Consider the following 19,526-nt stretch of genomic DNA (forward strand, 5'->3'; position numbering starts at 1 on the left):
GGTCAGGATTTTTCGCGTTCAGGGATCAGGCAGGGTTGCACCTTCGCCGTCCGGGACCGCCGCTTCCATGAGGCTCAAGTAGATTTCAGCGGCCTCAACGATCTGCTGGAACGATACCGATTCATCATGGGCGTGGGCCTGTTCCAGCTGACCCGGACCCAGAATGATCGGTTTCACCCCTGAAGTCCAGATCTGGTTGGCATCGGAGTGGCTCCGGAAAGCGTCGGTAGACCAGGGAAGATTGTGGGTTTTAAAAACATTTTTCAGGGAATCGACCACCACTCCCTTCTCCGGGAATTGATATCCGGCAGCAATAGTCGCAGTGCGAAATCCCATTTCAATGCCGGTCCGTATATCTTTTTTGGAGAGGGCGATTTCTTCCATATCAAGGAGAATCTCACCCGCTTCCATACCCGGTGGGAGGTGCAGGTCGAGGCACGCTTCGCAGCGTTCGGGCACCGCAAATCCGGATTGGGAACTGAACAGGTCCCGGATGTTGTAGGTGATCAGCGGATAACTGGTTTCAAGATGCTGGGTCAGGCGCAGGAGGGTCTGGAGCATGACTTCGGTGGCGTTGTGGCGCCGTTTGGCCAGAGACGCGTGCTGTCGTGTGCCCCTGGCGGATAAAAGGATTTCCACATAACCGTACGACTGCAGGCAGGGGACGAGATCGGTCGGCTCGGCGATAATCGCCCACGGGAAATGATACGACTTCATCAGCTTTTCCGCGCCGTCCCCGCTTTCCTCCTCGCCGACCACCAGGCAGATGGCTACCGGAGCCTTTGTGTTCCCGGCCTCACGGAAGGTTATGAATGCTTCGATCATGGCGGCACAGCCGCCCTTCATGTCGGCGGCCCCCAACCCTTTGATCCGGTCTCCCTGGATCGTATAGCCGTAGTTGTCCAGATCCGGAGCCGAGACCGTGTCGATATGGCCGATGAAAGCCAGCTGGAGATCTTCGTCCGTCGGCGCCAGGATAATGTTGTACCGGTCCTCGTCCACTTCCTGGATCACAACCGGGAGATTGCGCCGTTTCAGGTAGCCTTTGAGAAAATCAAGGAGATCGCCCTCTTTGCCGGAAGGGCTGTAGATGTCGACCATCCGCTGGAGGAGTTTTTCCAGTCGCTGCCGGTTGATGCGCTCAGTTGTCATTTTTTTTATCGGGATAACTGTAAATTGGAGAGGGGGTGAGGCCCTTTTTTTTCCTGGCCTGCATCTCGGCGGCAACATTCATGGTCAGATAAATATGTTCTTCCGGGTGGCCGAATCCGAGTTTGCGAAAAAAACGAAGGGCGGGAAGATTCTCACTCTGGGTGTCGACGAGCATCATCCGGACATCGCTGTTGAGCATGATATCCTTGAACCGCCGGAACAGCTTTTCGGCAACCCCCTGGCGCTGGAAATCCGGGTCGACCCCGAGCCAGACCAGATAGCCGTATTTCCAGGCGGAGCGACTTTTTTCGATCGTCGTCCCGAGGGCGAAACCGATGATCGTTTCGCCGAGTTCCGCCACCAGGCAGAATTCGGTATCGCTGTGAAAAAGTCCGACCACCTCATAGGGGTCCCAGGTGCGATACATGTTCGGAACCTGTTCGACCTTGAAGAGCTGTTCGCCGAGATGAAAGACCTCGGCAAGATCGTCGATCTCCATTTCCCGGATCTTGATATTGGTTCGTTTCAACTGCTTGTCTGATGATTCCCTGTCCATTGCTTCCTTTCCAGAAATTTCTTGAATGTCGGACAGCCCTGGTGTGTCCGGGTGATCCATTCTTGATACATGACAATTTATTTCAGAGCGAACAATAAATGAAGGGGGTGGCTATTTTTTCGGGCGGTATTTCAACTGCATGCCTTTGAGGAAATTTCGCAGGATCTGGTCTTTACATTCACGGTAGTGTTTGTTGTCCGGCTTTCTGAAAAGTGCGCTCAACTCATGTTTGCTCATCGGGAAACCTGCCCGTTCCATGAGCGCAAGAACATCTTCAGCTTTCAGGTCCTCGGCTATTTTCAGTTTCATGAAAATTGTATTGTTGGTCAGGTGTTTCTCTGGTGCGGGCTGCACTCCTTCCTTTCTGCCGCGTTTGTCGATAATCAGGCCATTCAGGAAAGTTGCCAGGAGAGTGTCGCTGCATTTCTGCCGGGTGGGATCATCCTCTTTTTTCAACAGGGAGGTGATTTCCGTCCGACTGATCCGGTGGTCGGCAAGGGCGAAGATTGAGATGAGTTTTGCATCATTGAAATCAAAAATAAAACGAAGTCTGCGCAGGATATCATTGTTGTCCATTATTATTCCTTTCCGGGGGAGCGGGGAATTCCATTTCCGGTGAGGGAAAAGGTCTGCCGGGTGAAAAAGCGGAGATGAAAGGGGCGACGGGTACGTGCCCCGTCGCCCCGGTTTGGCTCAATCTGAAAAACACTTCTCACATCTTGTGACACGATTCACAGGTATCGGTCACTCCGAAAGCCTCTGAACCGTTGTGGCACGCGCCGCAGGACTCGCCTTTTTCCATGGCCGCCATGGTTGTCTTGTTGGCCCCGCGCTTGGCTTTGAACAGGGCCGGGTGGCAGTCGGCGCAGCCGAAATTGTTCAGGTGTTCCTCATGGGGAAAGGTGACATCGCCCGCCTCTTCGTTCTTGAAGAGAATGTCTTGTGCCTCGCTATGGCATTTGGCACAGTTGCCGGTGACGCTGAATACTTTCTTTCCATTGTGGCAGGCGCCGCACGACTTGCCTTTTTCCATCTGTTTCATGGTGGCGTGGTTGCTGTTGTTTTTCTTGATAAAGACCTTCGGGTGACATTTGTTGCAGTCGGTCCCGTGAATGCTGTGGGCGAAGAGAACCCGGCCGACGTCTCTGGTCTGCAGATAGACTTCATCGACGAAACCGCCCATGCCCCCGAGGCCTTCCATGCCGACCGCATGGAGAAGTGACGGCAGGGCCAACATCATCGGTACAACAATAAATAACCAGCGCTTATACATGTATTCCCTCCATGGTTGATGTGTAACCGATATTATACGAATAATGCTCGAATACACCACAACTTTGCAATCCTTATTCCTTGTTCGGATCAGAATAGAGATGGCCCCTGTGACATTGTCAGAAGTTCCCTGAGCCGCTCTGCAGTCTGGACCCCGGATGCGAGGAGGCGGTTGTTCGAGACAAAGGAGGGCACCGCCCTGATCCCAAGTATTTGCGCAAGTTCAGCATCTTTTCTCACGTCTGCAGCGAATTTGTGGATCTCCAGTGAATGGGCCAGATCTACCGGGTCGAGGCCCATTCCAGCAGCAATATCCATCAGGACGTTTTTGTCACCGATATCGCGGCCGAACTCGAAAAAGGCGCGGAAGAGGGCACGGTTGTATTCGGCAAGCCGGTGATGGGTTCCGGCCCATTTGGCGGCTTCATGGGCCAGCCTCGAGCGGGGTTGAATCGCCGGCTTTTTCAGGGGAAGACCGATTTTTTCGGCCAGGGGATAGACATGGTCCCGCCAGGCACTGGTCAGGTATTCTCCATTCGGATCGAGCATTTCCACCGGTTCGGGGCGCAGTTCAAAGGCACGCCAGTTGATGACCAGATCCTTTTCCGCCGCCGCCATTTTTTCCAGGGCCGGCTCCGCCAGCCAGCAGAAAGGTCAGAGATAGTCGGAATAGACGTCGAGTTTTTTCATGTTCTAGATTCCCGGATGAAGGTTGATCTGCGGGGGGCTGCAGTTGTGCGGAGCGGTATCGGCAAGTGCCATATTCACTGCAGCACCCCGGGCAAGCTTGATTTCCCGGCCATTCAATTGCCAGCCGTAGGTTTTCGAACGCATCAGGTTGTCATCGGATTCCTGACGATGGGGGAGAGACAGGGCATGGCCGAGTTCGTGGGCGGCGGTGCGGGCCGCTGAGGACCTTGCCGGATGCGGCGCACCTGCAAGGGTCGGTGCATCGGTCATCCGGATGTGTTCACCATCGTAGTACCCATTGTAGCCGCCGATATTCGGGGAAAACCACATGTCGAGCCCGTCGGCGAGCGGGGTGTCGTGATCAACGGTGTGGATCTCAAAACAGATCCCGGCCTGAGACTGCCAGATTTCATTGATCTCGGAAAATATCGGTGCGAATTCCTGCGGCATTCTGCTGCTGCCCGCCAGGTGGACGCGGAGATTGATCCGATACAGGGGCAGGTCGGCCGGGGGCAGGCTGCCTGCCGGGGCCGTTTCCGGTCTGTTCAAGGTATCAAGAAGCCAGTCGGTGATCATTTTTTCCACACCGTCAACCTCACCGAACATGTTGGTGCCGTGGATGTCCTCTTCCTCAAAAACTCTTAAGGTCGCCCCGGTGTTTTTGAGTCCGGCATGAATAACCGCAGCACCCCGATCCTGTTCCTCTCTGCTGGTCAGAATGAGCAGGGGGATTCCCGTCCATTTTACAATATGATCCATGGTCGGGATCCCCAGGTAATCTTTGCCCGGAGTCATGACGACGACGGTGGAAACCGGCACCTTCCTTTCCGCAACCGTATGGATCGCCACACTGCAGCCGACACTTGCTCCGACCAGTCCGATTTTATCCTGATCGATACCCTGATCGATCAGGTGGCGAACTGCGGCCTCCGCGTCCAGATGCATTCGGTTGAAGAGTTTGGGGTCTTTTAACGACACTCGCCTGGAAAGGTCATCTCCATTGGGGCTTACTCTACTGTCTCCATGCCCCCGCATATCGATGGAGAGTGTGGTGATGCCGTGTCCGGCCAGTTCTTCGACCAGCGGCTGCCAGCTTCTTCGATCGCTCTTGTACATGTGCAGGAGAACAACACCGACTTTTGTGTTTCCCGGCGAGAGGGTCCCGGTTATTCGATAGCCGTCTTCCGCAGTCAGGACAATCTTCTGAGAAGCCGCCTCCGCTTTCGATAAACAGAGGATACCGGTCAGCAGGACAAAAATGATTTTCAGAGCTGGTTTATTCATGATGATATAATAACCATCTGAAAATCATTCGGCTCTTGCAAAGAGGCGAATGATAAAATGTAAGCCCTGATTGTATCGTGGGTCCGGTCGATTTCGTCCGCAGAGAGACGGTCAGGTTTCGAGCAGTAAGGGTGTCTCTTGCCGATCAGCTTCAGATCCGGCGGCAGAAGAGTTTCCTTTCCATTCGGCCACGGAGTTTTCCTGTCTGCCGCTGACAATTCCGGCCAGGTCGTTGACCATGTTCTCAAGAACGCTTGCCTGGGCATTCAGCTCTTCGGAAGCGGCTGCCGCCTCTTCGGCGTTGGCGGCGTTTTTCTGGGTCACCGTGCTGATCTCGGTGGCGGCCCGGTTCATTTCCTGGATCGATTTTGCCTGGTCGGCAGATGATCTGGCGATTTCGCTGACGAGCACCTTGACCTTGGCGGCGCTTTCGGCGACCTGGGTGAATTCCTGGTTTGTTTTACCGGCGGCTTCGGAACCCTGATTTACTTTATTTGTGGTGTCTTCCAGCAGCTTCGCAGTCTCCTTGGCGGCGTCGGCGGCCCGCCTGGCGAGATTTCTGACCTCGTCCGCCACCACGGCGAATCCGGCCCCCGCCTCCCCGGCTCTGGCCGCTTCAACGGCGGCATTCAACGCCAGAAGATTGGTCTGAAAGGCGATGGCATCGATGGTTTTGATAATCCTGGAGGTGTCGTCGCTTGCCTTGGAAATCAAATCCATGGATTGAATCAGTTCGGTCATCGAGGTGTTGGCGGAGTTGATGATGTTGCCTACCTGATTCATAAGTGTGTCGGCCTGTTGGGCATTTTCAGCATCATGTCTGGTCATGGAGGAGACCTCTTCCAGAGTGGCGGAACTCTCTTCCTGCGCTGCCGCCTGTTCGGTGGCCCCATCCGACAAGGAATAACTCGCGGTGGCGATTTGCGAGGCTGCGGCATGGACCTGCTTTGCGCTTTCGGTCAGGCCGTATACAACGTTGTTGATCGGCAGGGTGATGCTGCGGGCCAGAAGTATTCCGATGCCCAGTGCGAGCAGCGTGCCGATCAGAATCGTCAGGACCAACCCGGTGGAGACCCTGCTTGCCGTTTCATTACTCTGCAGCATATAGTTTTCGATCTTCGTATTGGTTGATTCGATGATTTCGGCGAGAATTTCTTCGGTTTTCGTCAGGGAGACAGAGGTGGTGGTGGTCTCATGTTTGTCTAGTTTTTCATAAAGATTTATGGCGATTCTGACCTGTTCCATCATTTTGTCAACGTAGAGCTGAATGCTTTCAATGCTTGGCAGAACCTCGGCGGTGTATACATCCCTCGCAAGATCGTATTCCTCGATTTCGATATAATCCATAATGGTTGAAATCGAACGGAAGACTTCTTTCAGTTGGTGGATCAGCTGTTTTTTTGCCTCCTGGACTTCTTTGTTCGGCACCTCAAGCTGCAAAAGCCATCTGCCGAAGGCCAGGTCTTCCAGCTTGCTAGCTCCCCGGTTGGTGGTTTTTTCCAGAAGCGCTTTGCTGGCGTTGGCGGTCCAGGTCTTGTAGGTGCCGAAATACAGTTCGGCGTCGAAAGCGAGTTTCTGAGGGTTCTCAATAGCGGTGGCATCAATCTGCCGGTTGATTTCCAGGCAGGATTCGGTGTCGGCTTTCCACTGATTCCAGCTGACCATGAACCTGTCCAGCTGTTCTTTTTCTTTCCCTGAAAGAGTCAGTGAGCGAAGCTTGACCAGTAGTTTTTCGGCCTGGGTAAAGGATTTTTCTATGTTCTCGTATTCTTTGGCCCGGTCGGAGAATTTCAGCGCCGGGTTCAGCAGGGTGCGGACGGAGGCTTTAACCTCTGTTTGCGCGTGTTTCAGTTTCAGGATTGTCTGGACCGCGGGTATTTCACGATTCCCGGTGGCCTGCATTTTGTCTTTGAGAAGACGGGTGCCGTTCCATCCGATTGCGCCGACCAGTACACAGATTAACGCCCCGAAGGCAAACCCGCCGATTATTTTCTTCTGGAGTGAAACATTCATCCTGGCACCTGTTGAGAACTGATTTTGCAGATGATTCTGGTTTCAGCCCGGAGGTGGTCTCCGGGCTGATGAGACTATTTTATGAAAATCCTAGTCAAGGATCTGTTTCTGTCCTTCAGGTGAGCGGTAGAAATCAATGACCTTCTGGACCTCAGGAGCCGGGTCACCGATGGTGATCAGGCCAAGGGGTCTTTGAATGGTGTCTGTTTTGATGATCTTGGCATTCCCCGGGTTCAGATTGAAAAAACCGGAGCTGACCGCGCCGATGCCGCCTTTGTTTTTGGAAACCTCGTTGATTTCCAGCCGGGTGCTTTGCACCAGGATGGCATTGGCGGCATAATCGGCCTTTTTCATGACCATCGACTGGAACACGGCCTTGGTGGAACTGCCCGCGTGGCTGGTGATTACCTGGACCGGCAGGTCCGGCCCGCCCACATCTTTCCAGTTGGTGACCTTGCCGGTATTCAGATCGGCGAGCTGCGCCCAGCTCAGACTTGATACCGGATTTTCCGCGTTGGCAATGGGGACGATCAGGTCCATGGTAATTTCATGGAATTGGAGGTTTTTCGGCACTTCAATGGGGGGCTTGCCATCTTTTTTCAGTACTTTCTGGGCGGATTGGACACTTTCCTCAAGGGTGTTGGAGGAAATCGCAACGTTGGTTTTCCCTTCGAACAGGGCCAGCATTCCCTTGCCGGTCCCGACGCCGAAGACCTTGGTCTTGATGCCGGTGGCTTTTTCCAGGGCCTCGGCGCCAGGTTCGAGAAAACGTTTCTGGCAGGTGGTCGATCCCCAGAACTGGACTTCCTGGGCCGAAACGGTGCTAATGGAGGTCAGCAGAAGACCAAGGATGAAAACGAAAAATTTCAGGACGGTTCTGTTCATGCGAATACTCCGTCAAAATATTTTCTGCGGATTGGTGGATAGCTGCAAACCCTAACCAGTGGTGGATTTCGTGACAACCGGCTGCCGAGGCGAAGGGTCGTTCCATGCAGTTCTGAGGTGGGGTTGATGGCTTTTTCGCCGGTCATCATCTTGAACCGAAACCTGAAAGGAAGCGCCGAATTTTGGTGGGCCGTGCAGGAATTCTTAGACAGCGGTGGAAAAACGGGTAACATGGATTTGTCGTTAGTGGCTGCTGTGTTTTTTTGCAAAATAATTTGATTCCCATCGGTTTTCAGCCGGTTTTCCGGCTAAAATATTTTAGTTGTTGAAATGGTTGCTTTAGACAAATGCCGGTGTGAAGTGGATCAGGAGCTGAACCATCCTTCGACAGGCTCAGGATGTGCGGGCTTCGACAAGCTCGGGATGATCCTTCGACAAGCTCAGGATGAGCAGGGCTTCGACAGGGTCGGGATGGGCGGATTGAAGTTGATTCCGCTCACTCTGAGCCTGTCGAAGAGTCAATTGGCTTAACTTGCGCGGTGCTTATAAAATGAAAGCAAGACCTTCGTTATATGTTGATCGATAAGGTTTTCATCCTTTCTGCGGTGGTGTTTACCGGGGTGCTCTGCCAGTGGTTCGCCTGGCGGGTCAAACTGCCGGCCATTCTCTTTCTGCTGATCGCCGGGATTATTGCCGGCCCGCTTACCGGGGTGCTGGATTCCGACGCCCTGTTCGGCGACCTGCTCTTTCCCTTCATCTCGCTTTCCGTTGCGGTGATCCTCTTCGAAGGCAGCCTCACTTTAAGTTTTCACCAGATTGCCGGTCTGGGCCGGGTGGTCCGGAACATGATCTCATTCGGGGTACTGGTCACCATGCTGATCACCGCCGCTGCCACCCGCATCGTCTTTGATTTCCCATGGGGGCTGGCGCTGCTCTTCGGCGCCATCACCTCGGTGACCGGGCCGACCGTGATCGTGCCGATGCTGCGCACGGTGCGGCCCACCGCGGCAGTGGCAAACATTCTGCGCTGGGAGGGGATTGTCATTGATCCCATCGGCGCGACCCTTGCCGTGCTGGTTTTCGAGTTCATCCTGGCAGGCAGCAGGGGCGACGCTCTGGGGCATACCCTTCTTGCCTTCGGCAGGCTTATCGGAGTCGGCCTGCTCATCGGGGCATTGTCCGGGTATCTTTACGGCATCATTCTCAGGCGTCACTGGCTGCCGGAGTTTCTGCACAACGTGGCCACCCTGGGACTGGTCGTCATGGTTTTTGCCGTTTCAAACAGCATTCAGCATGAGTCGGGGCTTCTGACCGTCACGGTGATGGGCATCTGGCTCGCCAACATGAAGGATGTTTCGCTGGAGGAGATTCTCGATTTCAAGGAGAGCTTGAGCGTTCTGCTTATTTCCGTCCTTTTTATCGTGCTGGCGGCGCGGCTTGATTTTCAGCGATTCATCCACCTGGGCTGGCAGGTGGTCTTTATCTTTCTTTCTATCCAGTTTCTCTCCAGGCCGCTCAGCGTGATGGTCTCCGCCCTTGGCTCGAAGTTGCGCTGGCCGGAACGGCACCTTCTTGCCTGGATTGCTCCGCGCGGGATTGTATCCGCCGCCATTTCAGCGCTCTTCGCGATCAAGCTTGAGGCGGCAGGATTCACTGAGGCTGAGCTCCTGGTGCCGCTCACCTTTTCGGTGATTATCGGCACGGTGGTCCTGCAGAGCGGCACCGCAGGATTCATTGCGAGGAAACTTGGTGTGGCGGAGCCGGAGCCCAGGGGTTTTCTGGTCATCGGTGCCAATCTGGTGGCGAGGACCATCGGCAAGGGTCTGCAGGAGGCCGGGTTCCGGGTGCTGCTGGTCGACAGCAACTGGGAGATGATCAGCAAGGCCAGAATGGAGGGGTTGGAAACCTATTACGGGGAACCGGTTTCCGAACACGCGGACCGCAATCTCGATCTGGTCGGGATTGGGACGCTGCTTGCCCTCTCGCCTCGCGGCGCGCTCAACAGCTTGTCCTGCATGCATTATCGGATGGAGTTGGGTTCGGATTCCGTTTTTGCGATCCAGACCGCGGCGGACATGGAGATGATCGAGGAACGCAAGGCGGTTTCCCGCATCCACTGGCGGGTTTTGTTCGGGCCGGAGATCACCTTTACCAGTCTGGCCAAGCTCCTGACCCAGGATGGCTGGGAGGTGAGGAGTACCACCCTCAGTGAAGCCTTTGATTTTGCCGCTTATCAGAATCGCTACGGGGGGCAGGCGATCCCGATGTTCGGGGTCACTCCCAGGGGCAGAATAGTGGTCTTCACCGCCGAGAATGTGCTGAACCCCCAACCGGGTTGGACGCTTATCAGCCTGGCGGCGCCGGATACCTCTCCCGCCGTTGGCTGATCCGGGAAAAAAGGATGGGCGCCGGGCGATTTAACGCAGCAGGTTGGGGAAAAAGATCAACACTATCCCGATCCCGAGCATCAGCGCTCCCCCTATCGGTTTGGTATAGACTGCATATTTTTCTCCCAGGGACGAGGTGGCCGCGAAAGCCGCAGTGCTGAAGATCAGCAGGTCATCGAGCATGAAGAACAGATCATAGAGAAGAATATAGAGGTAATATTGCAGGGTGGAGAGGGGACTCACCGATAAAATGTAGGTGAATACCGCTGGAATGGCCGCCGAGCAGAGAAATTCGATGGAGTTGACCACAAATGCGAGGCTGATGATTGCCACCAGACTGCCGATGGAAAACGGGGCCAGGACCACTTTTCTGATCCTGTCCATCGTTTTGCTTCTTGACTCGGGGCTGACCACCTCGCAGGTTTGCCTGCCCCTGTTTTTTATCGACTCGTAAAGATCGACCGTTCCCACCCACAGGGCGAAAAAGCCGACCAGAAGGGTCAGTTGCCGTACATACCCCATGAACAGATAGGCGTTGAGCCATGCGGTCATGAACAGAAAATAAAGGACCCCCGAGGCAAAGACGAACGAGCCGACGATGGTCCAGATCCTGCTGCGGTCCTCAAGGGAGAGAACCAGGGAAATGAGATACACCAGAACCCACATGGCGCAGGGATTGAGACCGTCAACCAGGCCGAGGGCAATTGCCAGCACCGGCAGGGAATAATCTTTTGCGTCAATCTTGCCGACCAGGGGAATCTCGACAATGGTTGAAGGGGGGATGGCGTCTTTATCCCTGTGCCTGCCTGTTTCTTTTTGGAGATTCAGTTCGTGGAGAACAGTTTGGTCAGAATAATGCAGGGGGGTATGGCCGGTTTCATCGGTTAAAAGAAAAACGACGGCCAGGGCGAGAAAGATCAGGATTGAATACCATTTGAATTTGTCGGCAAAGGTTTTTGCAAGTGGCTGGAGAAGAAATTTCATGGATATGTCCTCAATTTATCATTTGCGGAGTCACAGTGATCGCTGGATCTCACATTTATTCTCACATCATTGTCCTGAAGAAGTCAATGTCCGGGGCAAAAGTAGTATTCGCCCTTTTATCCGGAACAATGTTATAAATGTTCGTGGTGAAATTCGGAGATCAATTCAATTATCTGGAGAGAAAAAAATGGCTAAAGAACATAAGAGCATCAAGGCCGATAAGAAGAAACCGGCCATGACCCCGAAGGAAAAGAAGGCGGCGAAGGCTTCCAAGAAGGCTACAAAAAAAGCGGCCAGGGATTAGCGGGAAATCGGCAGCAGGGAGCTTGTCGTGAAAACAGACTCAATGACCAACCTGTTGAAAATATATAACGCAGGGATGTCCGCCGTAAAGGCGAACAAGGGGCTGGTGGCGCTGGGCCTCCTTGAGGAGAAAGAGAGGCCCAGTACGAAATATGCGGGGAAAATGAAAAAGTATAAGGCCCTGACCGCGGAAGGGCTGGAATACGGGGTCAATGTGGAAAACCCCAACAGCCCCGGGCAGACCACCCCCCATTACTATATCGACACCTTCGACCGGCTGGTGGGCCTGATCCGGACCTGGAGCAAAACGCAGGGGTAACTCAACTTTCTGAGTTATGTTAATCTCCCGATAAAGCTTAAGTTGAGCAGCTGGCCTGCTCGTACCGATTAGTTAAGTTAAGCAGCGTGCCTGCTTACACGAAACATATGCCCTCTGGGCGAATGCGAACTTGCGAGACATCGAGACTTATACCCGAAGGGTGAAAAAATCAGTCATTCTGGCTCCTGGCTTCTGGCTTCTAATCATGGAATGCCGCCATGGCTTGGGATTATTTTGTGACAGCAAACCAATATCTTAGGCAAGTCAGAAAGTTGAGGGGGAATAAGAACCTATCCTTTGTAGCCCTTATCTACCGGTAAATTTTCTTTTCCCGTCCAGGCAACCGCCATCTCATCGCAGCGTTCGTTCTGCGGGTGGCCGGCATGGCCTCGCACCCACCTGAAGGTGATGTTCAGTTTTTCGACAAGATCGAGAAGTTCGCCCCAGAGATCGGGGTTTATCGCCGGCTGGCCGTCGGATTTCACCCACCCTCTTTTCCGCCACCCTCTGGCCCAGCCCTTGTTGATGCCGTTCACCACATATTGGGAATCGGAATAGAGGGTGATCGGTTGGTCCCGGACTTCCAGTTCCCGCAGGGCGACAATGCAGGCCATCAGCTCCATCCGGTTATTGGTGGTGTGCCGATATCCGCCGCCCAGTTCTCTTGTTTTCCCGTTGTAGATCAGCACGGCTCCATATCCGCCGGGGCCCGGGTTGAAGCGGGACCCGCCATCGGTATAGATTGACACTTCTCCCGGCCTGGGCGAGGTGTCGGCAGCAGCTTCGGTGGTTTTTTTCGTGCTTTTTGTTTGAGCGGAAATCCTGGTGGCGCCGGGGTTCTTGAGCCAGGACTCCGCCTCTCCTCTGGTGGGAAAACCTTTGAATTTCGCGCCGGGGAATCCCCGCACCTGGGCATGGGCGTCCGGCCAGTTGTCATAGATGCCGGGTTTGGCACCGACCGCGATTGCGTAAAAATTTTTCTTTCCTGCCATTGCTATCTATTCTCTCTTTATCGCAAGGGTTTTTGATTGTGTAACGCATTGAAATCAATAGATTTATTATCTTTTCAGCAGCCGGGGGCCGGCAGAACCTGTCCTTCCTTTTCTTCTTTCTGCTCCGGAATTACTGGATCAACCGGCGGTGCAGCATGACAACGGCCAGCCAGACCGTGAAAAAGGTCAACAGCAGCGAGCCCGCGATTTCGAGGAGCCACGGCCCCTGGATTTGCCCGTAGCAGAACATCCGGGCCAGGTTGACGATCGGGGTGAGGGGGAGAAACTCGAAGATGAGCCTGGCCTTCGGCGCCATGGTTTTCAATGAAAAGAAGATGCCGGAGAAAAGAAAAAGCGGGGTGATCACGAGCGAAATAAAATAATTGAAAAAGTCATAGTTGGTGGCTAAAGCGGTCATGATCAGGCCGAAGGCGGCGAAAAAAACCCCGGAGAGAAAAAGAACCGGCAAGAGGGCAATAGTCCAGCCCGAGGGCCAGACCCCGAACAGGGGGAGGGTGGCGAGCATGATGACGCCGGCAAAGACCCCTTTGCTGGCCGCCCAGAAAATTTCCCCGAGGACGAGATCCGTCACCCCGAGCGGGGTGGTCAGGATCGCTTCGTAGGTTTTCTGGACGGAGAGCCTGGTGTAGGCGCCGTAAGTTGTTTCAAAGGCCGCGCTGTACATGACCGAGGAGGCAACGAGACCCGGAGCGATGAATTGCAGGTAACTCAAGCCGTCAATGAGTTCAATGTTGCGGCCCAGGCCATAGCCCATGGCCAGCAGAAAGAGCAGGGGCTGACCCAGATTGCCGATCAGGGAAGACAGGACGAACTTGCGCCAGACCCGGAAGTTACGCATCCAGATGGTATGGAAACTCAATCCGTTCATGACTCCCTCAACGACCTGCCGGTGAGTTGAATAAAAAGATCCTCAAGGTTGGCCGGACGTCTTACCCATCGACTGGTCCGGGCCAGCAGTTTTTCCAGATGGTCGCATTTCTCTCTGGTGTAGATGTAGAGGTTGCCGTAGGCGCGTTCAATGGTCGCATCGCAGTCGGAAAAGGATGCCGCAAGTTCGTCGAGCTCGGCGATTGATCCTTCAACCTCGAAAACCTCCAATCCAACCAGGTCCATGATCAGCTGCTGCGGTTCCCCCTGGGCGACGATCCTTCCCTTGTCCATGATCAGCACCCGGTTGCTGAGCCGTGATACTTCATCCAGGTAGTGACTGGTCAGGAGCATGGTCGTCCCCTGTTCCCGCAGGATTTCCAGTCGCTCCCACATCAGGTGCCGGGCCTGTGGGTCGAGGCCGATGGTCGGTTCGTCGAGGATCAAAAGCTGCGGGTCGTTGATCAGGGCACGGGCCAGGAGGAGCCTTCGGCGCTGGCCTCCGGAGAGGTGGTCGATAATCTCGTCCCGTCGGTTGTGCAGGGCAAAAAAATGAAGCAGTTCATCTGCTTTTTTCAACGCGATTTTTCGCGGGATATTGAAGTAGCCGGCGTAGGTGAGCAGGTTTTCGGCCACGGTGAGATCCGGATCCAGACTGTCTGCCTGGGGAACAACACCGATCAAGCGTTTGACCTGACGGTGGAATTCGGGAATCTCGCGGCCAAGAAGAGAGATTTTGCCGGAAGTCTTGCGGACGAGGCCCAGCAGAATGTTGATGGTGGTGGTTTTTCCCGCGCCGTTCGGCCCCAGAAAACCCAGGCATTCCCCCGGCTGAATGGCAAAGGAAATGTTGTCGACGGCGGTGCGGCCGGAAAAATTTTTACAAAGACTGCCGACCGAAACCACCGGTCCGGCTGTCGTTTTGGGCTGCGTGGGTGCTGCCGGTATTTGAGAAATGGGCTCAGTCATCAAAAATTATTACCCGGGAGTGGTGAACACGGTTATTTTACATAAAGGTGCATAATCCAAAAGGAATAATGTGGGTACCATACTTGAAAGTGAACCGCAAGCGGGGAGGGGTTGAAGGGGGCCGGACAGAGAAGAGTTCGTTGGCAGAAATTCGATGGGAATCAGCTGAAAATTCGATGCAGGAAAAGGGAACATGAACAACACGATTAAGGGTGTTCTGTGGTCCGGGCTGGTGTTGCCGGGTCTGGGTGAGCTGGTGCTGAAATGCTACCGGCGCGGCGCTGCCCTGGTGCTGACGGTTTCGGTCTGCATGGTTCTGATCGTTGCGAAGATAGTGAGGCAGGCCAATGACCTTTTTGCGAAAATCGAAGCGACGGGAGTGGCGATCAGCACGGATGATGTGGCAGGCGTGGTTGTTGAGCTGCTGCCCGATTCAGGAGGCCCGTCCTACCGTGTTCTGATGTTTATCATCGCCGGGTGCTGGCTCTTCAGCATTGTGGATGTGATCATGATCGCAAAAAAACTCGAGCGTATGAAACAGACCCCGACCCGGGATCTGACTGATTCAGTGAAATGGGAATAAGGGGGAGCGACCCCCAGGTGAAACAAGTCATGAAGAAATCCTCTCCCGCAGCGGGCTTACATCGTTACCGGCTGACCCTTGAATATGACGGCACCGGCTTCAGCGGCTGGCAGAAACAGACCGATGCCCGGACCATCCAGGGTGCGCTGCTGGTTGCGGCCGCCGAGATCTTTGCCGATGACAAGGTCGATCTCCAGGGGAACGGCCGCACTGATGCCGGGGTTCATGCCCTCAATTACACGGCCCACCTGGAAACCAGGGGCGCAAGGCTGCCGCCGGAAACCATCGTCAACCGTTTCAACGACCTGCTGCCGGCCGGGATCGGTGTGCGGGAAGCCGTTCCCTGTGATATCCGCTTCCATGCCCGGCACAACTGCATCGGCCGGAGCTACCTGTACCAGATCGCCAGGTGCAAAACGGTTTTTCACAAGAAATATGTCTGGTGGATCAAGGAAAAACTTGATTCAAGAGCCATGGCCGAGACCGCCCGGATCTTTGCCGGAATGCACAACTTTGCCTCTTTTGCGGAAAAGATGGAGCTGAAAAAGTCGACCATGGTCCTTTTGAACGGGGTCTATCTTTATGAAGATGAGGAGATGCTCCGGTTGCGGGTGATCGGCTCGCACTTTCTCTGGAAAATGGTGCGGCGTCTGGCCGGGGTACTGGTGGAGGTGGGCAGGGGGAATCTTTCGAAAAGCGAGGTGGAAGCATTTCTCGCCGGGCCGTCGGATGCGCCCAGCCGATTAACTGCTCCCGCGGGTGGGCTCTTTTTCGAGCAGGCCTTCTATGACCAGGCGGAATTTGCCGATTTTCTCGCCTGGGCGGAGGAAGAGGCGTTATGAACCGGCGATAGCACAGATCCGGACAAATTCCTCCACATCGAGGCTCGCGGTTCCCACCATCAATCCGGACACCCCGGCAATCCCCAGATAGTCCGCAGCATTCTCACCATTGACCGAGCCGCCATAAAGGATTGGGGCTTGCGGGGCCAGGGACTGAATCTCCCTGACTCCAAGTCTGACCTCTGCCACGGAATGGGCTCTGTCAATACCGATGGCCTCAACCGGACCGTAGCCGATGATCAATTTATTCAGATCACCCTCATCCATGGCCGCCAGTTGGGCTCGGGCATAGGGCTGATCAATGCAGACGATCGGTTGGATATCGGCGGCAACGGCCTGATTCACTTTATTGGCGATGTCCTGGTTTGTTTCGTGGAAGTATCGCCTCCGCTCAGAATGGCCGAGAATGGCGAAGTCGACCATCCCCTGCACCATTTCAGCGGCAATCGCCCCGGTATAGGATCCGAGGGGGAAGGGCGACAGGTCCTGGGTTGCCAGGGAGAGGTGATGAATACCTCCCTGGTTTCTTATCATCCGCATGATCGGCGCCAGATAAACCATTGGCGGGGCGAGGATCACCTTGAGCTGCGGAACGGGATGATAAAGCCTGGAGAACTCATTTAGCCAGTTCTCCGTCTGGGCCATGGTTTTATGGGACTTCCAGTTTGCCAGCAGGTAAGTTGTTTTCATTGGGTATCCCGGAACAACACGTCTGGTTCCTTTCCTGCCGGATGACAGTGTCTTCACCGTTTCTGAAGGATTCTTATGATTGCCCGGCCTCAATCTCTGCCGGACAAAGCCTATCGGTCACTGAAGCACGAGGCTGGAAGATCCGGCCTGCTGAAAAAATAAGTGCCTCTTAAGCAAACCCCGCTATTCGTTTTCTGGATCGGAGTCTTCGCTACCTCCGGGTCTGGCCAGGAATGACAGATCTTTTTAAAAAGTCGGGCCGGACTCGGAGTCTACGCTCCGCTTACCTGATCCGGCATCCAGGATTATATCAGGTTTCCGATCTGCTGCAGCCTTGCGCTCAATTCCTGTGAAATGCCATCAAGATCCGCGAAACCACCGCCCGCCTGAGACAATGGTCCTTTCACCTTTTCCATGACCCCGTCTTTGAGTTTTTGTTCGAACTTGGCGGTCTGGCTCTTTAAGGTGTTGGCAACGGCCTTTTCGAGAATCTTGTCCAGATCGGAACTGAGTTCCATTTTGTAGTTATCAATGGTCCCGGTGATCTTTGCTCTTCCGCTGAGATCGGTGATACCGGACAAGGCGTCGGCGATCGCCCGGGAGGCTGCATCGCTTTCCCGGTCAGAGGCGGAGGGGGAGAATTTTGCCGATTTCAATCCGGCCCGGATATCCACATTGATCTCCTGTTCTTTAAGAACCGCCTGCACTGTGAGATCGAGAGTCCCGCCGGTGAGGGTTGCCGGGAGATTCTGATCGCTGTTCAACGTTGCTTTCTCAAGGGAATACTCTTTTATTTTTATCTGGACCGTGTCGTGGGACTGTGCCGGTTTGATATGGTCAAGAGTACCAGCAAAGCTTACGGCACGGATGCCCTGCAGAGAGTCCCCGGCGAAGGAAAAGGTGAGGGGAGCTCCGAGGATATCCTGGTCGGGGGTGACGTTTTTAATCGACCCGGTAAAGCTTCCTGCGGCAATCTGCACGGAAGCGGAAATATTGCGGATCAGGAAATCGGGCAGGGGCTCATCCTCCGTGAATCGCACCACAACCCCTTTTCCTCTTGCCGGTTTGATTGTTTCGCTGCCGTTTTTCTTCTCCTTTGCCCTTTCCAGAAGAGGTTGTGCCTTTGTATACCAGGACAGAGCCTGCTCAATCATGCCGCCTGTTTGCTCGCCAAAAAGGAGGGGACTCAAGTTTGCCAACCCCTTTGCCGAGAGGCTGTATTTTTCGCTCAGCCTTTTGATGTCCTGCTGGGGAGCCTCCTGAATTTTCGCGAGGCGTGTCCGGTAGGAATCGGAGAGGGTTGCAAAGTCCTTTTGCGCGGATTTCAGCCGGTCAAGATCCGCCTGGATTTCTTTCCTAATGGCGGAAAGCTCGCCCATTCCGCCCAGGATCCCGGCGAAACCGGAGCTTGATTTGACTTTGTTGAGACGTTCCCGGTACAGGGCGAGTTTCTTTTTGTCCGGGAGCTCGGCAAGCTGCTGTTTCCATCTGGCGCTGTCCGCCTTGATCTCGTCCTGATACTCATTGGCGAGGTCGATGGTCAGCAGTTTTTCTTTGGCCAGAATCTCTTTGGCATCCGGGATCTGCAGGCTGGGCATTTTGAAGCCCTTCGATTCTCTGGGGGGGGGAGAATCTTTTTTCCGGGCAGCATATTCCGGCAGGGCGCCGGATTTCCGGCGTGCCGTGTCCGGGCGGATTCCATCCACAACCATTTCATTGACAATGATCTTTCTCTGCAGCAGTTTCATCGTGTCAATCGATACCGTGATCCGGTCGATTTCCACACTGTTGCGCATCGGGTTGTCCGGATTGGTGATCTGAAGATCGGCTAATTCGAGTCCGGCAGGAAAAAAGGAGACGTCTGCCCCGCCGAGATTGACCCTGGCTCCGACCAGTTTGCTTCCCTGCATTTCGACGAGGCCCTGAATAAAGCCATCGGCAAAAAAGAAAGTGAACAGGAAGATGAAAGCGGCAACACCGCCAAAGACGCCCAAACCCTGCCAGCGGATCATCGTTTTCATGCCGCACCTCCCATGCCGGTGATCGATTTGTAGAGAGTGTAAAGCTTGCTCGCCATGAAGAACTTCATAAGTCGGCTCCGTTCAACCCAGCGCAGGACGTGGTCGCGGTATCTGACGACAAGAAGGCTGGACAGGAAATACATCGGGGCAAAAAGGACCACCGAAAAGGCAAGACTGCCCATAACGATGGAGTTGTTGAAGTTTTCCAGGCGGAACAGGGTTGTGTTGTAGAGTGCGGTCCACAGGGAGTTGAGCGGGCCCATGGTCAGCAGGGCAATTCCGATCAGGTTGAAAAGAGGGTCGAGCAGGTAGGCAATGCCGGTAAAAACCAGTAACCCGAGCAGGAACGTTGACAGGTTTGCCCGGAGAATACAGACCAGGAAGAGGACCAGAATGTTGTGGGGGCTTGCCAGCGGGGTCAATCCGGCAACCATCGCAAAACAAAAGGCGAGGCTGATCTGGCCGGGCTCGGCGTCTGAATTCAGGACCTTTAAAAATCTGGCGATTAATTTAAGCATTTTTTTTCTCCGGCGGGGCAAGAGGTTGATCGGCTGAAGATGCGTTCATGGAAAAGGCTATAACAGATGATCCTCTCTCGTCAAATGCTTCCGGGAAAAACGGAATGTGCCAGGGAAGCAGGCAGGGTGAACAGGGAAAGAGCCCCTCAGGGTGAATTCCCGGTCTGCAGCGCCATTC

At 54.4% G+C, this 19,526-nt stretch carries 19 protein-coding genes; 4 read left to right on the forward strand and 15 right to left on the reverse strand.

The window, feature by feature from the left end; translation table 11 throughout:
• Positions 1 to 18: 18 nt before the first annotated feature.
• The 8 genes from KKG35_16595 to KKG35_16630 all read right to left on the reverse strand — a co-directional run bounded on the left by KKG35_16595 (position 19) and on the right by KKG35_16630 (position 7,852).
• Positions 19 to 1,152, reverse strand: coding sequence for a M20/M25/M40 family metallo-hydrolase (locus KKG35_16595; protein MBU1739749.1), 1,134 nt, complete (start codon positions 1,150 to 1,152; stop codon positions 19 to 21).
• Positions 1,142 to 1,768, reverse strand: a complete 627-nt coding sequence (locus KKG35_16600; protein ID MBU1739750.1) for a GNAT family N-acetyltransferase — start codon at positions 1,766 to 1,768, stop codon at positions 1,142 to 1,144. Before KKG35_16600 ends, KKG35_16595 begins: the two co-directional genes overlap by 11 nt.
• Before the next feature lie 51 nt (positions 1,769 to 1,819).
• Positions 1,820 to 2,284 carry a DUF1456 family protein gene (locus tag KKG35_16605; protein MBU1739751.1) on the reverse strand — a complete coding sequence of 155 codons (465 nt, stop codon included), beginning with the start codon at positions 2,282 to 2,284 and terminating at the stop codon, positions 1,820 to 1,822.
• Positions 2,285 to 2,420: 136 nt separating this feature from the next.
• The gene (locus tag KKG35_16610) at positions 2,421 to 2,981 is read right to left on the reverse strand and encodes a cytochrome c3 family protein (GenBank protein MBU1739752.1); all 561 of its coding nucleotides are present in this window, start codon (positions 2,979 to 2,981) and stop codon (positions 2,421 to 2,423) included.
• 89 nt (positions 2,982 to 3,070) lie between these two features.
• Positions 3,071 to 3,598 carry a DsbA family protein gene (locus KKG35_16615; protein MBU1739753.1) on the reverse strand — a complete coding sequence of 176 codons (528 nt, stop codon included), beginning with the start codon at positions 3,596 to 3,598 and terminating at the stop codon, positions 3,071 to 3,073.
• Positions 3,599 to 3,673: 75 nt separating this feature from the next.
• A complete protein-coding gene (locus KKG35_16620; GenBank protein ID MBU1739754.1) occupies positions 3,674 to 4,954 on the reverse strand; it encodes an alpha/beta fold hydrolase in 1,281 nt (426 codons plus the stop codon).
• Positions 4,955 to 5,065: 111 nt separating this feature from the next.
• Positions 5,066 to 6,619, reverse strand: a complete 1,554-nt coding sequence (locus KKG35_16625; GenBank protein ID MBU1739755.1) for a hypothetical protein — start codon at positions 6,617 to 6,619, stop codon at positions 5,066 to 5,068.
• A 438-nt stretch (positions 6,620 to 7,057) separates the two neighbouring features.
• Positions 7,058 to 7,852 (reverse strand): substrate-binding domain-containing protein, encoded by a 795-nt coding sequence (locus KKG35_16630; GenBank protein MBU1739756.1) that lies wholly within the window; start codon positions 7,850 to 7,852, stop codon positions 7,058 to 7,060.
• Between the two features lie 572 nt (positions 7,853 to 8,424).
• Here KKG35_16630 and KKG35_16635 point away from each other — a divergent pair.
• Positions 8,425 to 10,239 carry a cation:proton antiporter gene (locus KKG35_16635; protein ID MBU1739757.1) on the forward strand — a complete coding sequence of 605 codons (1,815 nt, stop codon included), beginning with the start codon at positions 8,425 to 8,427 and terminating at the stop codon, positions 10,237 to 10,239.
• A gap of 30 nt (positions 10,240 to 10,269) precedes the next feature.
• Here KKG35_16635 and KKG35_16640 read toward each other — a convergent pair whose 3' ends face one another.
• Positions 10,270 to 11,223 (reverse strand): hypothetical protein, encoded by a 954-nt coding sequence (locus tag KKG35_16640; GenBank protein MBU1739758.1) that lies wholly within the window; start codon positions 11,221 to 11,223, stop codon positions 10,270 to 10,272.
• A 331-nt stretch (positions 11,224 to 11,554) separates the two neighbouring features.
• On the opposite strand from KKG35_16640, the gene KKG35_16645 reads away from it, so the two are divergent.
• On the forward strand, positions 11,555 to 11,845 hold the full coding sequence (locus KKG35_16645) for a hypothetical protein (GenBank protein MBU1739759.1): 291 nt from the start codon (positions 11,555 to 11,557) through the stop codon (positions 11,843 to 11,845).
• A 290-nt stretch (positions 11,846 to 12,135) separates the two neighbouring features.
• Here the strand turns inward: KKG35_16645 and rnhA are convergent, their stop codons facing one another.
• The 3 genes from rnhA to KKG35_16660 all read right to left on the reverse strand — a co-directional run bounded on the left by rnhA (position 12,136) and on the right by KKG35_16660 (position 14,694).
• Entirely contained in the window at positions 12,136 to 12,837 is a 702-nt protein-coding gene (rnhA, locus tag KKG35_16650; protein ID MBU1739760.1) for a ribonuclease HI, read from the reverse strand.
• Between the two features lie 130 nt (positions 12,838 to 12,967).
• On the reverse strand, positions 12,968 to 13,726 hold the full coding sequence (locus KKG35_16655) for an ABC transporter permease (GenBank protein MBU1739761.1): 759 nt from the start codon (positions 13,724 to 13,726) through the stop codon (positions 12,968 to 12,970).
• On the reverse strand, positions 13,723 to 14,694 hold the full coding sequence (locus tag KKG35_16660; protein MBU1739762.1) for an ATP-binding cassette domain-containing protein: 972 nt from the start codon (positions 14,692 to 14,694) through the stop codon (positions 13,723 to 13,725). Before KKG35_16660 ends, KKG35_16655 begins: the two co-directional genes overlap by 4 nt.
• Positions 14,695 to 14,887: 193 nt before the next feature.
• Here KKG35_16660 and KKG35_16665 point away from each other — a divergent pair, with 193 nt between their 5' ends.
• Both KKG35_16665 and truA read left to right on the forward strand, forming a co-directional pair.
• On the forward strand, positions 14,888 to 15,277 hold the full coding sequence (locus tag KKG35_16665) for a hypothetical protein (GenBank protein ID MBU1739763.1): 390 nt from the start codon (positions 14,888 to 14,890) through the stop codon (positions 15,275 to 15,277).
• A 29-nt stretch (positions 15,278 to 15,306) separates the two neighbouring features.
• Positions 15,307 to 16,119: a tRNA pseudouridine(38-40) synthase TruA gene (truA, locus tag KKG35_16670; GenBank protein ID MBU1739764.1), complete on the forward strand. Its 813-nt coding sequence runs from the start codon at positions 15,307 to 15,309 to the stop codon at positions 16,117 to 16,119.
• Here truA and KKG35_16675 read toward each other — a convergent pair.
• From KKG35_16675 to KKG35_16685, 3 genes are all read right to left on the reverse strand, one after another.
• On the reverse strand, positions 16,114 to 16,809 hold the full coding sequence (locus KKG35_16675) for a triose-phosphate isomerase (GenBank protein MBU1739765.1): 696 nt from the start codon (positions 16,807 to 16,809) through the stop codon (positions 16,114 to 16,116). The genes truA and KKG35_16675 overlap by 6 nt on opposite strands.
• Positions 16,810 to 17,114: 305 nt before the next feature.
• The gene (locus KKG35_16680; protein ID MBU1739766.1) at positions 17,115 to 18,830 is read right to left on the reverse strand and encodes a TIGR03545 family protein; all 1,716 of its coding nucleotides are present in this window, start codon (positions 18,828 to 18,830) and stop codon (positions 17,115 to 17,117) included.
• The gene (locus tag KKG35_16685; GenBank protein MBU1739767.1) at positions 18,827 to 19,348 is read right to left on the reverse strand and encodes a TIGR03546 family protein; all 522 of its coding nucleotides are present in this window, start codon (positions 19,346 to 19,348) and stop codon (positions 18,827 to 18,829) included. The genes KKG35_16680 and KKG35_16685 overlap by 4 nt, the downstream gene beginning before the upstream one ends.
• Positions 19,349 to 19,526 lie beyond the last annotated feature (178 nt).

The organism is Pseudomonadota bacterium, from assembly GCA_018823285.1.
Classification (GTDB): domain Bacteria; phylum Desulfobacterota; class Desulfobulbia; order Desulfobulbales; family JAGXFP01; genus JAHJIQ01.

Excerpts from the sequence above, each read along its gene's own strand:
- KKG35_16595 (MBU1739749.1), bottom strand. The coding sequence starts at position 1,152 with ATGACAACTGAGCGCATCAACCGGCAGCGACTGGAAAAACTCCTCCAG.
- KKG35_16600 (MBU1739750.1), bottom strand. The coding sequence starts at position 1,768 with ATGGATCACCCGGACACACCAGGGCTGTCCGACATTCAAGAAATTTCT.
- KKG35_16605 (MBU1739751.1), bottom strand. The coding sequence starts at position 2,284 with ATGGACAACAATGATATCCTGCGCAGACTTCGTTTTATTTTTGATTTC.
- KKG35_16610 (MBU1739752.1), bottom strand. The coding sequence starts at position 2,981 with ATGTATAAGCGCTGGTTATTTATTGTTGTACCGATGATGTTGGCCCTG.
- KKG35_16615 (MBU1739753.1), bottom strand. The coding sequence starts at position 3,598 with ATGGCGGCGGCGGAAAAGGATCTGGTCATCAACTGGCGTGCCTTTGAA.
- KKG35_16620 (MBU1739754.1), bottom strand. The coding sequence starts at position 4,954 with ATGAATAAACCAGCTCTGAAAATCATTTTTGTCCTGCTGACCGGTATC.
- KKG35_16625 (MBU1739755.1), bottom strand. The coding sequence starts at position 6,619 with ATGGTCAGCTGGAATCAGTGGAAAGCCGACACCGAATCCTGCCTGGAA.
- KKG35_16630 (MBU1739756.1), bottom strand. The coding sequence starts at position 7,852 with ATGAACAGAACCGTCCTGAAATTTTTCGTTTTCATCCTTGGTCTTCTG.
- KKG35_16635 (MBU1739757.1), top strand. The coding sequence starts at position 8,425 with ATGTTGATCGATAAGGTTTTCATCCTTTCTGCGGTGGTGTTTACCGGG.
- KKG35_16640 (MBU1739758.1), bottom strand. The coding sequence starts at position 11,223 with ATGAAATTTCTTCTCCAGCCACTTGCAAAAACCTTTGCCGACAAATTC.
- rnhA (MBU1739760.1), bottom strand. The coding sequence starts at position 12,837 with ATGGCAGGAAAGAAAAATTTTTACGCAATCGCGGTCGGTGCCAAACCC.
- KKG35_16655 (MBU1739761.1), bottom strand. The coding sequence starts at position 13,726 with ATGAACGGATTGAGTTTCCATACCATCTGGATGCGTAACTTCCGGGTC.
- KKG35_16660 (MBU1739762.1), bottom strand. The coding sequence starts at position 14,694 with ATGACTGAGCCCATTTCTCAAATACCGGCAGCACCCACGCAGCCCAAA.
- KKG35_16665 (MBU1739763.1), top strand. The coding sequence starts at position 14,888 with ATGAACAACACGATTAAGGGTGTTCTGTGGTCCGGGCTGGTGTTGCCG.
- truA (MBU1739764.1), top strand. The coding sequence starts at position 15,307 with ATGAAGAAATCCTCTCCCGCAGCGGGCTTACATCGTTACCGGCTGACC.
- KKG35_16675 (MBU1739765.1), bottom strand. The coding sequence starts at position 16,809 with ATGAAAACAACTTACCTGCTGGCAAACTGGAAGTCCCATAAAACCATG.
- KKG35_16680 (MBU1739766.1), bottom strand. The coding sequence starts at position 18,830 with ATGAAAACGATGATCCGCTGGCAGGGTTTGGGCGTCTTTGGCGGTGTT.
- KKG35_16685 (MBU1739767.1), bottom strand. The coding sequence starts at position 19,348 with ATGCTTAAATTAATCGCCAGATTTTTAAAGGTCCTGAATTCAGACGCC.